Source organism: Pseudomonas sp. PDM17 (assembly GCF_014851985.1).
GTDB lineage: Bacteria > Pseudomonadota > Gammaproteobacteria > Pseudomonadales > Pseudomonadaceae > Pseudomonas.
This window is the reverse complement of record NZ_JACVAT010000015.1, coordinates 1-15,844: the sequence shown is the minus strand read 5'-3', so window position 1 is coordinate 15,844 and position 15,844 is coordinate 1. Positions and strand designations below refer to the sequence as shown.

Below are 15,844 nucleotides of genomic sequence, written 5' to 3'. Positions count from 1 at the left end.
CTACCTGACGGGACAGCAGGATGTGCTCGCGGGTCTGCGGCATGGGGCCGTCAGCAGCGGAGCAAACCAGGATCGCGCCGTCCATCTGGGCAGCACCGGTGATCATGTTCTTCACGTAGTCGGCGTGACCCGGGCAGTCTACGTGAGCGTAGTGGCGTACCGGCGAGTCGTATTCAACGTGAGAGGTGTTGATGGTGATACCACGAGCCTTCTCTTCCGGCGCGTTGTCGATCTGGTCGAAAGCGCGAGCGGAGCCGCCCCAGGTCTCGGAGCAGACCTTGGTCAGAGCAGCGGTCAGAGTGGTTTTGCCGTGGTCAACGTGACCGATGGTGCCGACGTTGACGTGCGGTTTGTTACGTTCAAATTTTTCTTTAGCCACGAGAGTAACCTCTACTAAAAGAGCTGAATCAAGCTTGTTTTTTGGCCAGAGCTTCGACGACGTTCGCCGGAGCTTCAGCGTACTTGGAGAATTCCATGGAGTAGCTAGCGCGACCCTGGGACATGGAACGCACGTCGGTTGCGTAACCGAACATCTCGCCCAGCGGAACCTCGGCACGGATAACCTTACCGGAAACCGAGTCTTCCATCCCCTGAATCAGACCACGACGACGGTTCAGGTCACCCATCACGTCACCCATGTAGTCCTCAGGAGTCACCACTTCCACCTTCATGATCGGCTCCAGAACCTTGCCGCCGCCCTTCTGGGCCAGCTGCTTGGTCGCCATGGAAGCAGCGATCTTGAACGCCATCTCGTTGGAGTCGACGTCGTGGTAGGAACCATCGAAGACGGTCGCCTTCAGGCCGATCAGCGGATAGCCGGCAACAACGCCGTTCTTCATCTGCTCTTCGATGCCCTTCTGGATGGCCGGGATGTATTCCTTCGGAACCACACCGCCCACGACTTCGTTGGTGAAGACCAGGCCTTCAGTGATGTTGCCCTTGTCGTCCACGTCCGGAGTCGAGAAGCGAATCCAGCAGTGACCGAACTGACCACGACCACCGGACTGACGAACGAACTTGCCTTCGATCTCGATGTTGTCCTTCGAGATGGTTTCGCGGTACGAAACCTGCGGCTTGCCGATGTTCGCCTCAACGCCGAATTCACGCTTCATGCGGTCGACGAGGATGTCCAGGTGCAGCTCACCCATACCGGAGATGATGGTCTGGCCGGTTTCTTCGTCGGTCTTGACGCGGAACGACGGGTCTTCCTGAGCCAGCTTGCCGAGGGCAATGCCCATCTTCTCCTGGTCAGCCTTGGTCTTCGGCTCAACAGCTACCGAGATTACCGGCTCCGGGAAGTCCATACGCTCGAGGATGATCGGCTTCTCGATATCGCACAGGGTGTCACCGGTGGTGACGTCCTTCATGCCAATCAGAGCAGCGATGTCGCCAGCGCGTACTTCTTTGATCTCGTCACGCTGGTTCGCGTGCATCTGCACCATACGACCAACGCGCTCTTTCTTGCCTTTCACGGAGTTGATAACGGAGTTACCGGACTCCAGAACGCCCGAGTAGACGCGAACGAAGGTCAGAGTACCTACGAACGGGTCGGTGGCGATCTTGAATGCCAGAGCCGAGAACGGAGCATTGTCGTCGGCAGGACGATCGTCCTTCGGAGCTTCGTCGCCGTCGTCGATGTGATCCGGGTGGATACCCTGGATAGCAGGGATCTCGGTCGGAGCAGGCAGGAAGTCGATCACGGCGTCGAGAACCAGGGGCACGCCCTTGTTCTTGAACGAGGAGCCGCAGACAGCCGGTACGATTTCGCAGGCGATGGTACGCAGACGCAGGCCAGCCTTGATCTCTTCGATCGACAGCTCACCCTCTTCCAGGTACTTGTTCATCAGCTCTTCGTTGGCTTCGGCAGCAGCTTCGACCATGTTGTTGCGCCACTCGGTGGCCAGCTCGACCATATCGGCAGGAATTTCTTCCTCGCGATAGGAAGTGCCCTTGTCGTCTTCGTTCCAGTAGATGGCCTTCATCTTCAGCAGGTCAACCTGCCCCTGGAAGTCATCTTCTGCACCGATGGCCAGCTGAACCGGAACCGGGGTGTGACCCAGGCGGTTCTTGATCTGACCGACGACGCGCAGGAAGTTGGCGCCGGCGCGGTCCATCTTGTTCACGTAAACGATACGCGGAACGCCGTACTTGTTGGCTTGACGCCATACGGTTTCGGACTGCGGCTCAACGCCGGAGGTGCCGCAGAACACAACGACAGCGCCGTCCAGTACGCGCAGGGAGCGCTCAACTTCAATGGTGAAGTCTACGTGGCCGGGGGTGTCGATGACGTTTACGCGGTACTTGTCGTACTGGCCGCGCGAACCTTCCCAGAAGGTGGTGATCGCAGCGGAGGTGATGGTAATACCACGCTCCTGCTCCTGCACCATCCAGTCGGTAGTGGCAGCGCCGTCATGCACCTCACCCATCTTGTGGCTGAGACCTGTGTAGAACAGGATCCGCTCGGTGGTGGTGGTCTTGCCCGCGTCAACGTGGGCACAGATACCAATGTTCCGGTAGCGGTTGATTGCTGTGTTACGAGCCATAAAGCCCTCGCAGAAGTAGTGTTGCCGTAATTAGAAGCGGTAGTGCGAGAACGCTTTGTTGGCCTCGGCCATACGGTGTACGTCTTCACGCTTCTTGACAGCGGCGCCTTTACCTTCAGCGGCGTCCATCAGTTCGCCAGCGAGACGCAGAGCCATGGACTTCTCGCCACGCTTGCGGGCGAAGTCCACCAGCCAGCGCATGGCCAGTGCATTACGACGGGACGGACGTACTTCGACCGGAACCTGGTAGGTAGCACCGCCTACACGGCGGGACTTCACTTCGACCAGCGGAGCGATGGCGTCGAGTGCTTTTTCGAAGAGTTCCAGGGGGTCGCCTTTACCGCGCTCTTTGACCTTGTCCAGAGCACCGTAAACGATACGCTCGGCAACGGCTTTCTTGCCGCTTTCCATCACGTGGTTCATGAACTTCGCCAGAATCTGGCTTCCGTATTTAGGATCGGCCAGGATCTCACGTTTGGCCGCTACACGACGTCTTGGCATTGATAAGCCCTCAAACGGTCTTCAGGTAATCCGGGACTTGATGCCCGACCTTACTCTTATCGACTCAGCAAATAGGAAAACAAAATTACTTCGGACGCTTCGCGCCGTACTTCGAACGACCCTGCTTACGGTCTTTAACGCCGGAGGTATCCAGCGAACCGCGCACGGTGTGGTAGCGAACACCCGGAAGGTCCTTTACACGACCGCCACGGATCAGCACTACGCTGTGCTCCTGCAGGTTGTGACCTTCACCACCGATGTACGAGGAAACCTCGAAACCGTTGGTCAGGCGAACACGGCACACTTTACGCAGTGCGGAGTTCGGCTTCTTCGGGGTGGTGGTGTATACGCGGGTGCATACGCCGCGACGCTGAGGGCAGTTCTGCAGGGCAGGAACGCCGCTCTTGTCTACCAGGCGCTTGCGCGGTTTGCGCACCAGCTGGTTGATAGTTGCCATCTATAGCTCCACTGATTGTCTTACGACACTTAAAAACGAAAATGGGCAGAGCACGCGCCCTGCCAATTTTCGGGGTACAAGATACTAAAGAGCTTACGGAAGCCAGTCAAGACAAAGCCCCGGTTGTCAAGACAACCGGGGCTTCGTTTGAGGCTTAGTTACCGCTCAGATTGAGCGCTTCGGCCAGTGCTGCTTCGGCCTCGCTCGCGCTCACGCGCTGCGGCTTGCCGAGTTCGCGCTGACGCTTGCGCTCGCTGTGGTAAGCCAGACCGGTACCCGCCGGGATCAGACGACCCACGACCACGTTCTCCTTCAGGCCGCGCAGGAAGTCGCGCTTGCCGGTGACCGCCGCCTCGGTGAGGACGCGGGTGGTCTCCTGGAAGGATGCCGCCGAGATGAACGACTCGGTGGACAGCGAGGCCTTGGTGATACCCAGCAGAACGCGCTCGTACTTGGCCGGGAACTTGTCCTGGGTGCCCAGTACTTCGTTCTCTTCCAGCACGTGAACCAGTTCGACCTGGTCGCCCTTGATGAAGGACGAATCGCCCGACTCGGCCACTTCGACCTTGCGCAGCATCTGGCGCAGGATGGTCTCGATATGCTTGTCGTTGATCTTCACGCCCTGCAGACGGTAAACGTCCTGGATCTCGTTGACGATGTACTTGGCCAGCGAGCTGACACCCAGCAGACGGAGGATGTCGTGCGGGTTGCTCGGGCCGTCGGAGATCACTTCACCACGGCTTACCTGTTCACCTTCGAACACGTTCAGGTGACGCCACTTCGGAATCAGCTCCTCGTACGGATCGCTACCGTCGGTGGGAGTGATCACCAAGCGACGCTTGCCCTTGGTTTCCTTGCCGAAGGAAATGGTGCCGCTGATTTCCGCCAGGATCGAAGGCTCTTTCGGACGACGAGCTTCGAACAGGTCGGCAACGCGCGGCAGACCACCGGTGATGTCGCGGGTCTTCGAGGTTTCCTGCGGGATACGCGCGATAACGTCACCGATACGCACTTTCGCGCCATCGTTGAGGTTGACCAGGGCGTTCGCCGGCAGGAAGTACTGGGCCGGTACGTCGGTACCCGGCAGCAGCAGATCCTTGCCTGCGGCGTCGATCAGCTTCACAGCCGGACGAATGTCCTTGCCGGCAGCCGGACGATCCTTCGGATCCATCACTTCAATGTTGGTCAGACCGGTCAGTTCGTCGGTCTGGCGCTTGATGGTGATGCCCTCTTCCATGCCCACGAAGGCCACGGTGCCGTCCATCTCGGTGACGATCGGGTGGGTGTGCGGGTCCCACTTGGCGACGATGGCGCCCGGGTCGACCTTGTCACCTTCCTTCACGGAAATCACCGCACCGTACGGCAGCTTGTAGCGCTCGCGCTCACGACCGAAGTCGTCGGCTACCGCCAGCTCACCGGAACGGGAAACCGCTACCAGGGCGCCGTCGGCACGCTCTACGTGCTTCAGGTTGTGCAGGCGAATGGTGCCGCCGTTCTTGACCTGTACGTTGTCCACCGCGGAAGTACGGCTGGCCGCACCACCGATGTGGAAGGTACGCATGGTCAGCTGGGTACCCGGTTCACCGATCGACTGGGCAGCGATAACGCCAACAGCCTCACCGATGTTCACGCGGTGACCACGGGCCAGATCGCGGCCGTAGCACATGGCGCAGATGCCGTGACGGGTTTCGCAGGTGATTGGCGAACGCACAACGACTTCGTCGACGCTCATCTGCTCGAGGAAGTCGACCCACTTCTCGTCGATCAGGGTACCGGCTTCGACGATCACGTCGTCGCTGCCCGGCTTGAACACGTCGCGAGCCATTACGCGGCCGAGTACACGCTCACCCAGCGGCTCTACCACGTCGCCGCCTTCGATGTGCGGGGACATGACCAGGCCATGCTCGGTGCCGCAGTCGATCTCGGTCACGACCAGGTCCTGGGCCACGTCGACGAGACGACGGGTCAGGTAACCGGAGTTCGCGGTCTTCAGTGCGGTATCCGCCAGACCTTTACGAGCACCGTGAGTGGAGATGAAGTACTGGAGTACGTTCAGGCCTTCACGGAAGTTCGCGGTGATCGGGGTCTCGATGATGGAGCCGTCCGGCTTGGCCATCAGGCCACGCATACCGGCCAGCTGACGGATCTGGGCCGCGGAACCCCGCGCACCGGAGTCCGCCATCATGTACATGGAGTTGAAGGACTCCTGGTCGACCTGCTTGCCTTCGCGATCGGTCACCTTCTCTTTCGAGAGGTTGGCCATCATCGCCTTGGACACTTCGTCGTTGGCCTTGGACCAGAGGTCGATCACCTTGTTGTACTTCTCGCCCTGGGTTACCAGGCCGGAGGCGTACTGGCTTTCGATCTCCTTCACTTCCTCGGTGGCGGCATCGATGATGCGGGCCTTTTCGTCCGGGATGACGAAGTCGTTCACGCCGATCGACACACCGGAGATGGTCGAGTAGGCGAAGCCGGTGTACATCAGCTGGTCAGCGAAGATGACGGTGTCCTTCAGACCCACCACGCGGTAGCAGTGGTTGATCAGCTTGGAGATCGCCTTCTTCTTCATCGACTGATTGACCACGTCGAAGGGCAGGCCGGCCGGGACAACCTGGAACAGCAGCGCACGGCCGACAGTGGAGTCGACGATACGGGTGTTGGCGGTCAGGGTGCCGTCTTCGTTCTTGATCTTCTCGTTGATGCGCACTTTTACGCGGGCGTGCAGGGACACCTGGCCGCTGCGGTACGCGCGGTCAACTTCCTGCAGATCTGCGAAAGCCATGCCCTCGCCCTTCGCGTTGATCGCTTCACGGGTCATGTAGTACAGACCCATTACCACGTCCTGCGACGGAACGATGATCGGCTCGCCGTTGGCGGGCGACAGAATGTTGTTGGTCGACATCATCAGCGCGCGCGCTTCCAGCTGAGCCTCGAGGGTCAGCGGAACGTGCACGGCCATCTGGTCACCGTCGAAGTCGGCGTTGTACGCGGCGCAGACCAGCGGGTGCAGCTGGATGGCTTTACCTTCGATCAGTACCGGCTCGAACGCCTGGATGCCCAGACGGTGCAGGGTCGGCGCACGGTTCAGCAGTACGGGGTGTTCGCGGATGACTTCAGCGAGAACGTCCCACACTTCCGGCAGCTCGCGCTCGACCATCTTCTTGGCAGCCTTGATGGTGGTGGCCATGCCACGACCTTCCAGCTTGCCGAAGATGAACGGCTTGAACAGCTCCAGGGCCATCTTCTTCGGCAGACCGCACTGGTGCAGACGCAGGGTCGGGCCTACGGTAATTACCGAACGACCGGAGTAGTCCACGCGCTTGCCGAGCAGGTTCTGACGGAAGCGACCCTGCTTGCCCTTGATCATGTCGGCCAGGGACTTCAGCGGGCGCTTGTTCGAGCCGGTGATGGCACGGCCGCGACGGCCGTTGTCCAGCAGGGCGTCGACGGCTTCCTGCAGCATGCGCTTTTCGTTGCGCACGATGATGTCGGGAGCAGCCAGGTCGAGCAGGCGCTTCAGACGGTTGTTACGGTTGATCACGCGGCGATACAGATCGTTCAGATCCGAAGTCGCGAAGCGGCCGCCATCCAGCGGAACCAGCGGACGCAGGTCCGGCGGCAGCACCGGCAGGACGGTCAGCACCATCCACTCGGGATGGTTGCCGGAGCCCTGGAAGGCTTCCATCAGCTTCAGGCGCTTGGACAGCTTCTTGATCTTGGTTTCCGAGTTGGTCTGCGGAATCTCTTCGCGCAGGCGGCCAATCTCGTGCTCCAGATCGATAGCGTTGAGCAGCTCGCGAACGGCTTCCGCACCCATGCGGGCGTCGAAGTCGTCACCGAACTCTTCGAGGGCTTCGAAGTACTGCTCGTCGTTCAGCAGCTGACCCTTCTCGAGGGTGGTCATGCCCGGATCGATCACCACGTAGCTCTCGAAATAGAGCACACGCTCGATGTCACGCAGGGTCATGTCCAGCAGCAGGCCGATACGAGACGGCAGGGACTTCAGGAACCAGATGTGGGCGACCGGCGAGGCCAGTTCGATGTGACCCATGCGCTCGCGGCGCACCTTGGCCAGCGCGACTTCCACGCCGCACTTCTCGCAGATCACACCGCGGTGCTTCAGGCGCTTGTACTTACCGCACAGGCACTCGTAGTCCTTCACCGGGCCAAAGATCTTGGCGCAGAACAGGCCATCGCGCTCCGGCTTGAAGGTACGGTAGTTGATGGTCTCCGGCTTCTTGACTTCGCCGAAGGACCAGGAACGAATCATCTCGGGCGAGGCCAGGCCAATACGGATGGCATCGAACTCTTCGATCTGACCCTGGTTTTTCAACAGATTAAGCAAGTCTTTCAAGGCCTTTCCTCCTCACGGACCCGGTGCGACCGGCCTTGACCAGCCGCACCGTTCTGACGTCACGTGTTATTCGGTTTCCAGTTCGATATCGATGCCGAGCGAGCGGATCTCTTTGATCAACACGTTGAAGGACTCGGGCATGCCGGCCTCCATGCGGTGATCCCCGTCCACGATGTTCTTGTACATCTTGGTACGGCCGTTCACGTCGTCCGACTTCACGGTCAGCATTTCCTGCAGGGTGTAGGCAGCACCGTAGGCTTCCAGCGCCCAGACCTCCATCTCCCCGAAACGCTGGCCACCGAACTGCGCCTTACCACCCAACGGCTGCTGGGTAACCAAGCTGTAAGAGCCGGTGGAACGTGCGTGCATCTTGTCATCGACCAGGTGGTTCAGCTTGAGCATGTACATGTAACCAACGGTGGTCGTACGCTCGAACTGGTTGCCGGTGCGGCCGTCATACAGACGCATCTGGCCGCTTTCCGGCAGATCGGCCAGCTTCAGCATGGCCTTGATCTCGCGCTCCTTGGCACCGTCGAACACCGGGGTAGCCATGGGCACGCCGCCCTTGAGGTTGTTGGCCAGAGCGAGGATCTCGTTATCGTTCAGCTCGTCCAGGCTTTCCTGGCGGCCGCCGATCTCGTTGTAGATCTCGTTCAGGAACACACGCAGCTCAGCGATCTTGCGCTGCTCTTCGAGCATGCGGTTGATCTTCTCGCCCAGGCCCTTGGCCGCGAGGCCCAGGTGGGTTTCGAGAATCTGACCGACGTTCATACGCGACGGTACGCCCAGCGGGTTCAGAACGATGTCGACCGGAGTGCCATGCACGTCGTGCGGCATGTCTTCGACCGGCATGATCACCGAGACCACACCCTTGTTACCGTGACGGCCTGCCATCTTGTCGCCCGGCTGGATGCGGCGCTTGATAGCGAGGTAGACCTTGACGATCTTCAGTACGCCCGGAGCCAGGTCGTCGCCCTGCTGCAGCTTGCGCTTCTTGTCTTCGAACTTGTCGTCCAGCATCTGACGGCGGTCGCTGATGTAGGCCTGGGCCTTCTCCAGCTGCTCGTTCAGAGCATCTTCCGCCATGCGCAGCTTGAACCACTGGCCGCGCTCGAGGCCGTCCAGGTACTCGTCGGTGATCTCTGCGCCTTTCTTCAAGGCAGGACCGCCGTCGGCCTTGGCGCCGACCAGAGCGGAACGCAGACGCTCGAAGGTTGCGCCTTCGACGATGCGGAACTCTTCGTTCAGGTCCTTGCGGATCTCGTCCAGTTGCATCTTCTCGATGGACAGGGCACGGCTGTCGCGCTCCACGCCATCGCGGGTGAAGACCTGTACGTCGATGACGGTACCCTTGGTGCCGGTCGGCACGCGCAGGGAGGTGTCCTTCACGTCGGACGCCTTCTCACCGAAGATCGCACGCAGCAGCTTCTCTTCCGGAGTCAGCTGGGTCTCGCCTTTCGGGGTGACCTTGCCGACCAGGATGTCGCCAGCCTGTACTTCGGCGCCGACGTAGACGATGCCAGCTTCGTCCAGCTTGTTCAGCGCAGCCTCACCCACGTTCGGGATGTCCGCGGTGATTTCTTCTGGGCCGAGCTTGGTGTCACGGGCAACGCAAGTCAGTTCCTGGATGTGGATCGTGGTGAAACGATCTTCCTGGACCACGCGCTCGGACAGGCAGATGGAGTCTTCGAAGTTGAAGCCGTTCCAGGGCATGAACGCTACGCGCATGTTCTGACCCAGAGCCAGTTCACCCATGTCGGTGGACGGGCCGTCGGCCAGGATGTCGCTGCGCGAAACCTGGTCACCCTTCTGCACCAGCGGACGCTGGTTGATGCAGGTGTTCTGGTTCGAACGGGTGTATTTGGTCAGGTTGTAGATGTCGACACCGGCTTCGCCAGTCTCGACTTCGTCGTCGTTCACGCGGACCACGATACGGCTGGCGTCGACCGAGTCGATCACGCCGCCACGACGGGCAACCACGCAGACACCGGAGTCACGGGCGACGTTGCGCTCCATGCCAGTACCTACCAGCGGCTTATCGGCGCGCAGGGTCGGTACAGCCTGACGCTGCATGTTCGAACCCATGAGTGCACGGTTGGCGTCGTCGTGCTCGAGGAACGGAATCAGCGAGGCAGCGACGGAAACGACCTGCTTCGGCGACACGTCCATGAGGGTGACGTCTTCCGGCGCCTTCACGGTGAATTCGTTCAGGTGACGTACGGCTACCAGCTCGTCGATCAGCTCACCCTTTTCGTTCAGGGTGGCGGAGGCCTGGGCGATCACATGATCGGCCTCTTCGATCGCGGACAGGAAGACGATGTCGTCGCTGACCAGACCTTCCTTCACCACGCGGTACGGACTTTCGAGGAAGCCGTACTTGTTGGTGCGGGCGTAGGTGGCCAGGGAGTTGATCAGACCGATGTTCGGACCTTCAGGGGTTTCGATCGGGCACACGCGGCCGTAGTGGGTCGGGTGTACGTCACGAACCTCGAAGCCCGCACGCTCACGGGTCAGACCACCTGGGCCGAGTGCGGAGACGCGGCGCTTGTGGGTGATCTCGGAGAGCGGGTTGTTCTGGTCCATGAACTGCGACAGCTGGCTGGAACCGAAGAACTCCTTGATCGCGGCAGCCACCGGCTTGGCGTTGATCAGGTCCTGCGGCATCAGGCCTTCGCTTTCGGCCATCGACAGACGTTCCTTGACCGCGCGCTCTACACGCACGAGGCCAACACGGAACTGGTTCTCGGCCATCTCGCCGACGCAACGTACGCGACGGTTACCCAGGTGGTCGATGTCGTCGACGATGCCTTTACCGTTACGGATGGCAACCAGGGTCTTGAGGACCTCGACGATGTCTTCCTTGCTCAGGACGCCGGCGCCTTCGATCTCGGTGCGACCAATACGACGGTTGAACTTCATGCGGCCAACGGCGGACAGGTCGTAACGCTCGGCGCTGAAGAACAGGTTGCCGAACAGGGTCTCGGCGGCTTCCTTGGTCGGCGGCTCGCCGGGACGCATCATGCGATAGATCTCGACCAGCGCTTCCAGTTGGTTGCTGGTGGAGTCGATCTTCAGCGTGTCGGAGATGAACGGACCGCAGTCGATGTCGTTGGTGTACAGAGTTTCCAGGCGCGCAACCTGGGCCTTGGCGATCTTGGCCAGAGCATCGACGGTCAGCTCGGTGTTGCACTCGGCGATGATCTCGCCGGTAGCCGGGTGCACGACAGCCTTGGCCACGGTACGGCCAATCAGGTAGTCGAACGGCACTTCCAGCTGGCTGATGCCAGCCTTCTCGAGCTGATTGATGTGGCGCGCGGTGATACGGCGGCCCGCTTCAACGATGACCTTGCCGGCAGCATCCTTGATGTCGAAGCTGGCGATCTCGCCACGCAGACGCGACGGCACCAGCTCCAGATTCAGGGTCTCGCCCTTGATCTCGTAGACGTTGGTGTCATAGAACGCGTTGAGGATTTCCTCGGTGCTGTAGTTCAGCGCGCGCAGCAGGACGGACGCCGGCAGCTTGCGGCGACGGTCAATACGAACGAACACGCAGTCCTTCGGATCGAACTCGAAGTCGAGCCAGGAGCCGCGGTAAGGAATGATGCGCGCGGAGTACAGCAGCTTGCCGGAGCTGTGGGTCTTGCCACGGTCGTGGTCGAAGAACACACCCGGGGAGCGGTGCAGCTGGGAAACGATGACGCGCTCGGTACCGTTGATGATGAAGGTACCGTTCTCGGTCATCAGGGGGATTTCCCCCATGTAGACTTCTTGTTCCTTGATGTCCTTGATCGCTTTGTTCGACGATTCCTTGTCGAAAATGATCAGGCGCACTTTCACACGCAGCGGGACCGCAAAGGTCACACCGCGCAGCACGCATTCCTTGACATCGAAGGCCGGCTCGCCCAGACGGTAGCCGACGTATTCCAGGGCAGCATTGCCGGAATAGCTGATAATCGGGAAGACGGACTTGAAGGCCGCATGCAGGCCGATGTCTCGGACCTGGTCCTTGCTTGCACCCGCCTGCAGGAATTCGCGATAGGAATCCAGCTGGATGGCCAGCAAATACGGCACATCCATGACGTCCGGCAACTTGCTAAAGTCCTTGCGGATACGTTTTTTCTCAGTGTATGAGTAAGCCATCAGCGTTCCCCAGCTTGGTCACCTGCTTGTTTGGCCTCTCCCGCACAGGGGAGCAGCCCAAAAATCGTGCAAACCCTAGGTTTGCGCCGCCACTCGTGGCGGGATTTTCACGTTATGGGAGGCACCTACGGCACCCCACCCATAACGGAAAAAGGCCGGTGGCAATTGCCACCAGCCATCAGCCTGTCGCTTAACGCTCGGGCTGTCGACGCAAGGTACGAACTTACTTGAGCTCGACCTTGGCGCCTGCTTCTTCCAGGGCTTTCTTGGCAGCTTCGGCTTCTTCTTTCGAAGCGCCTTCCTTGACCACGCCCGGGGCGCCGTCAACGACAGCCTTGGCTTCTTTCAGGCCCAGGCCGGTCAGTTCACGAACGACCTTGATCACGTTCACTTTCTTGTCGCCAGCTTCGGCCAGGACGATGGTGAACTCGGTCTGCTCTTCAGCAGCGGCAGCAGCCGGGCCGGCAGCAGCAACGGTAGCGGCAGCAGCGGTAACGCCGAACTTCTCTTCCATCGCCTTGATCAGTTCAACGATCTGCATGACGGACATTTCGGATACGGCGGAGATGATGTCTTCGTTGGTCAGAGCCATGACTCTAATTCCTGTATTGGGTGACGGCCTAAGGCCATCGAATTAAACAAAAAAGGTTGAAAGGAGTTGCCGAGCCTTAGGCTGCGGTAGCTTCTTTCTGATCGCGAATTGCCGCCAGAGTACGAGCCAGCTTGCTGGTAGCGCCTTGGATCACGCTCATCAGCTGTGCAACAGCTTCGTTGTAGGTCGGCAGGGTCGCCAGCACGTCGATCTGATTGGCTGCGAGGAACTGACCCTCGAACGCGGCCGCCTTGATCTCGAACTTGTCCTGACCCTTGGCAAACTCCTTGAAGATACGAGCGGCAGCGCCCGGATGTTCGTTGGAGAAAGCAATCAGGGTCGGGCCCTTGAACACGTCGTTGAGCACTTCAAACTGAGTGCCTTCAACGGCGCGCTTGAGCAGGGTGTTACGTACGACTTTCACGTACACACCAGCTGCGCGGGCCTCTTTACGGAGTCCGGTCATAGCGCCGACAGTCACGCCGCGTGCATCAACCACGACAGCGGACAGACCGGCTTTGGCAGCCTCGTTGACTTCAGCGACGATGGCCTTCTTGTCTTCGAGTTTAATTGCCACGGGTTTACTCCTGGATGTTACCGATTCGTCCAGCCGGAGCCGGACGGCGTTTTGGTGTCTGATTCGGTAAACGAATCGGGAGCACCATCTGCGTAGGCTTGAGGTTTAAGGCTTGCGCCGCCTACGGTCTTGGATAGCCCCCGCCAGGCAGGGACCCCAATACCTGCGAGCAGCGGGCGAACCCACCACTCGACTTAGTTCATCAGCCTTCCAGCGAAGCCTGATCGATCTGCAGACCCGGGCCCATGGTGGTGCTCAGGGTCACGCGCTGAACGTACACGCCCTTCGAGGAGGACGGCTTCAGGCGCTTCAGATCGCTCAGCAGCGCTTCCACGTTCTGCTTCAGCTTGACCGGCTCGAAGTCGATCTTGCCAACGGAAGCGTGGATGATGCCGTTCTTGTCGGTACGGAAACGTACCTGACCGGCTTTGGCGTTCTTGACGGCGGTAGCGACGTCCGGAGTCACGGTGCCGACCTTCGGGTTCGGCATCAGACCGCGCGGGCCCAGTACCTGGCCCAGCTGGCCAACAACACGCATCGCGTCCGGGGAGGCGATAACGACGTCGTAGTTCAGGTCGCCGGCTTTCATTTCGGCAGCCAGTTCGTCCATGCCAACCTTGTCTGCACCAGCAGCCAGGGCAGCTTCAACACCAGGACCCTGGGTGAAGACGGCAACGCGTACGGATTTGCCGGTACCGTTCGGCAGAACGGTGGCGCCACGTACGACCTGATCGGATTTACGCGGATCAACGCCCAGATTGATGGCGATGTCCACGGACTCCTTGAACTTGATGGTCGACAGCTCGGCCAGCAGCTTGGCGGCATCTTCGAAGCCGTATTGCTTGCCTGCTTCGATCTTCTCGGCGATAGCCTTTTGACGCTTGGTCAGCTTAGCCATTACACACCCTCCACGTTCAGGCCCATGCTGCGCGCGGAGCCAGCAATGGTGCGTACGGCAGCGTCCAGGTCAGCAGCGGTCAGGTCAGCCTGCTTGGCCTTGGCGATCTCTTCCAGCTGAGCACGGGTAACGGTGCCGACTTTCTGAGAGTTCGGACGAGCGGAACCGCTGGTGATGCCAGCTGCTTTTTTCAGCAGGACGGCAGCGGGGGTGCTCTTGGTTTCGAAGGTAAAGCTACGGTCGCTGTAAACGGTGATGATCACAGGAGTCGGCAGACCCGGCTCTTGGCCTTGGGTCTTGGCGTTGAACGCCTTGCAGAATTCCATGATGTTCACGCCGTGCTGACCCAGAGCCGGGCCGACGGGCGGCGACGGGTTGGCCTGGCCGGCCTTAACTTGCAGCTTGATGTAAGCCGTGATTTTCTTAGCCATTTGCTACTCCAAATGCGGGTCAAGCGCCCTGCCGGGCTCCCCGGTTGCTTTCGCGTTTTATCCCAAGGACGACAAAACCCCGCAGCCTAGGGCTGCGGGGTGTGGGATTCAGTATGCCAGTTAAACTTTCTCTACCTGGCTGAACTCCAGCTCTACCGGGGTAGAGCGACCGAAAATGAGCACAGCGACCTGGATGCGGCTCTTTTCGTAGTTAACCTCTTCGACGACGCCATTGAAGTCAGCGAACGGACCATCGATGACACGAACGGTCTCGCCCGGCTCGAACAGTGTCTTCGGCTTCGGCTTGTCGCCGCTATCAGCGACACGACGCAGAATGGCATCAGCCTCTTTATCGGTGATCGGCGCCGGCTTATCGGCAGTACCACCAATGAAGCCCATGACACGAGGGGTATCCTTGACCAGGTGCCAAGTACCCTCGTTCATTTCCATCTGCACCAGGACATAGCCCGGGAAGAATTTGCGCTCACTTTTGCGCTTCTGGCCGTTCCGCATCTCCACCACTTCTTCGGTAGGGACGAGAATCTCACCAAACCCATCTTCCATGCCGGCCAGTTTGACCCGCTCGATCAGCGAGCGCATGACATGCTTCTCGTAACCCGAGTAGGCATGCACAACGTACCAACGCTTAGCCACGGAACACCCTTAACCTACGATCATGGAAACCAGCCAACCCAGCAGGGAGTCAAGCCCCCAAAGCACCAGCGCCATTACAAGCACTACTGCCACTACGATCAGCGTGGTCTGAGTTGTCTCTTGACGAGACGGCCATACAACCTTGCGAATCTCGGCGCGAGCTTCTTTAGCCAAGGTAAAGAATGCACGCCCCTTGACGGTCTGCAGCGAGACAAAGCCTGCAACAGCCGCCATCACGAGGATACCGAGAACGCGATAGAAGATCGGTTGCGCGGAGTAATACTGGTTGGCAACCACAGCCACCACCACCAGCACTGCAACCACAAGCCACTTCAAGAGATCAAGACGCGACTCTTTGGCTTCTACCTTCGCATTCATCTGCTAGGAATCCCGTTTAAAGAAGTGCCAGATCTTGAGAAATCTGGCAGGCCAGGAGGGAATCGAACCCCCAACCTGCGGTTTTGGAGACCGCCGCTCTGCCAATTGAGCTACTGGCCTAGAACAAAGTCAGGCCGACCATTATGCCGGCCTGAGAGGGAAAGATCAATCGATTATTCGATGATCTTGGCGACCACGCCGGCGCCAACGGTACGGCCGCCTTCGCGAATCGCGAAGCGCAGACCATCTTCCATGGCGATCGGAGCGATCAGGGTGACAACCATTTTCACGTTGTCGCCCGGCATTACCATCTCAACGC

At 59.7% G+C, this 15,844-nt stretch carries 12 protein-coding genes, 1 tRNA gene and 1 pseudogene; all 14 read right to left on the bottom strand.

What is annotated here, in order from left to right:
- Positions 1-379, bottom strand: a 379-nt coding sequence (locus IB256_RS30355) for a GTP-binding protein (protein ID WP_192404989.1), incomplete at its 3' end; no start/stop codon positions are given.
- 28 nt (positions 380-407) lie between these two features.
- A complete protein-coding gene (gene fusA / locus IB256_RS30350; RefSeq protein WP_045217356.1) occupies positions 408-2,543 on the bottom strand; it encodes an elongation factor G in 2,136 nt (711 codons plus the stop codon).
- A 30-nt stretch (positions 2,544-2,573) separates the two neighbouring features.
- Positions 2,574-3,044, bottom strand: coding sequence for a 30S ribosomal protein S7 (gene rpsG / locus IB256_RS30345; RefSeq protein WP_015475318.1), 471 nt, complete (start codon positions 3,042-3,044; stop codon positions 2,574-2,576).
- An 85-nt stretch (positions 3,045-3,129) separates the two neighbouring features.
- Entirely contained in the window at positions 3,130-3,501 is a 372-nt protein-coding gene (rpsL, locus tag IB256_RS30340; RefSeq protein WP_015475317.1) for a 30S ribosomal protein S12, read from the bottom strand.
- A 154-nt stretch (positions 3,502-3,655) separates the two neighbouring features.
- Positions 3,656-7,855, bottom strand: coding sequence for a DNA-directed RNA polymerase subunit beta' (gene rpoC / locus IB256_RS30335; protein ID WP_081520878.1), 4,200 nt, complete (start codon positions 7,853-7,855; stop codon positions 3,656-3,658).
- 66 nt (positions 7,856-7,921) lie between these two features.
- Positions 7,922-11,995 carry a DNA-directed RNA polymerase subunit beta gene (gene rpoB, locus IB256_RS30330; RefSeq protein WP_081520877.1) on the bottom strand — a complete coding sequence of 1,358 codons (4,074 nt, stop codon included), beginning with the start codon at positions 11,993-11,995 and terminating at the stop codon, positions 7,922-7,924.
- A gap of 223 nt (positions 11,996-12,218) precedes the next feature.
- Positions 12,219-12,587, bottom strand: coding sequence for a 50S ribosomal protein L7/L12 (gene rplL, locus IB256_RS30325; RefSeq protein ID WP_017516430.1), 369 nt, complete (start codon positions 12,585-12,587; stop codon positions 12,219-12,221).
- Between the two features lie 76 nt (positions 12,588-12,663).
- Positions 12,664-13,164: a 50S ribosomal protein L10 gene (gene rplJ, locus IB256_RS30320; protein WP_015475313.1), complete on the bottom strand. Its 501-nt coding sequence runs from the start codon at positions 13,162-13,164 to the stop codon at positions 12,664-12,666.
- 202 nt (positions 13,165-13,366) lie between these two features.
- The gene (gene rplA / locus IB256_RS30315) at positions 13,367-14,062 is read right to left on the bottom strand and encodes a 50S ribosomal protein L1 (protein WP_015475312.1); all 696 of its coding nucleotides are present in this window, start codon (positions 14,060-14,062) and stop codon (positions 13,367-13,369) included.
- Positions 14,062-14,493 (bottom strand): 50S ribosomal protein L11, encoded by a 432-nt coding sequence (gene rplK / locus IB256_RS30310; RefSeq protein WP_024767122.1) that lies wholly within the window; start codon positions 14,491-14,493, stop codon positions 14,062-14,064. The genes rplA and rplK overlap by 1 nt, the downstream gene beginning before the upstream one ends.
- Positions 14,494-14,613: 120 nt before the next feature.
- A complete protein-coding gene (gene nusG, locus IB256_RS30305) occupies positions 14,614-15,147 on the bottom strand; it encodes a transcription termination/antitermination protein NusG (protein WP_015475310.1) in 534 nt (177 codons plus the stop codon).
- 9 nt (positions 15,148-15,156) lie between these two features.
- Positions 15,157-15,525, bottom strand: a complete 369-nt coding sequence (gene secE, locus IB256_RS30300) for a preprotein translocase subunit SecE (protein ID WP_045217345.1) — start codon at positions 15,523-15,525, stop codon at positions 15,157-15,159.
- Between the two features lie 44 nt (positions 15,526-15,569).
- Positions 15,570-15,645: transfer RNA gene (locus tag IB256_RS30295), tRNA-Trp, on the bottom strand.
- 53 nt (positions 15,646-15,698) lie between these two features.
- Positions 15,699-15,844 (bottom strand): annotated as a pseudogene (locus tag IB256_RS30290) (elongation factor Tu); the annotation flags it as partial.

Bases quoted from the DNA above. Each gene is read 5' to 3' on its own strand.
- fusA (WP_045217356.1), bottom strand. From the start codon at position 2,543: ATGGCTCGTAACACAGCAATCAACCGCTACCGGAACATTGGTATCTGT.
- rpsG (WP_015475318.1), bottom strand. From the start codon at position 3,044: ATGCCAAGACGTCGTGTAGCGGCCAAACGTGAGATCCTGGCCGATCCT.
- rpsL (WP_015475317.1), bottom strand. From the start codon at position 3,501: ATGGCAACTATCAACCAGCTGGTGCGCAAACCGCGCAAGCGCCTGGTA.
- rpoB (WP_081520877.1), bottom strand. From the start codon at position 11,995: ATGGCTTACTCATACACTGAGAAAAAACGTATCCGCAAGGACTTTAGC.
- rplL (WP_017516430.1), bottom strand. From the start codon at position 12,587: ATGGCTCTGACCAACGAAGACATCATCTCCGCCGTATCCGAAATGTCC.
- rplA (WP_015475312.1), bottom strand. From the start codon at position 14,062: ATGGCTAAGCTGACCAAGCGTCAAAAGGCTATCGCCGAGAAGATCGAA.
- rplK (WP_024767122.1), bottom strand. From the start codon at position 14,493: ATGGCTAAGAAAATCACGGCTTACATCAAGCTGCAAGTTAAGGCCGGC.
- secE (WP_045217345.1), bottom strand. From the start codon at position 15,525: ATGAATGCGAAGGTAGAAGCCAAAGAGTCGCGTCTTGATCTCTTGAAG.